1 pseudogene is annotated in these 283 nt (G+C 60.4%); it reads left to right on the top strand.

Features of this window, described 5'->3' with window-relative positions:
- A pseudogene (locus A3728_RS14895) lies at positions 1–283 on the top strand (methylenetetrahydrofolate reductase); the annotation flags it as partial.

Here is a 283-nt window from a genome sequence, read left to right as displayed (position 1 = left end):
ATCGCCACCCAGTTCGCCTTCGAGGCGCAGCCGATCATCGAATGGGCCGACAGCCTGAAGTTCGCAGGCATCGACCTGCCCATTCACATCGGCATCGCGGGCCCCGCGAAACTGCAGACGCTGATCAAGTTCGCCATTGCCTGTGGCGTCGGCCCCTCGCTGAAGGTATTGCAGAAACGTGCGATGGACGTGACCAAGCTGCTGTTGCCTTACGAGCCGACAGATGTGATCAACGAGCTGGCGGCCTACAAGGCCGAGAACCCGGATTTCAACATCACGCACG

The organism is Sulfitobacter sp. HI0040 (genome assembly GCF_001634885.1).
Lineage (GTDB): Bacteria > Pseudomonadota > Alphaproteobacteria > Rhodobacterales > Rhodobacteraceae > Sulfitobacter.
This window is presented reverse-complemented; position numbering and strand designations above follow the sequence as displayed.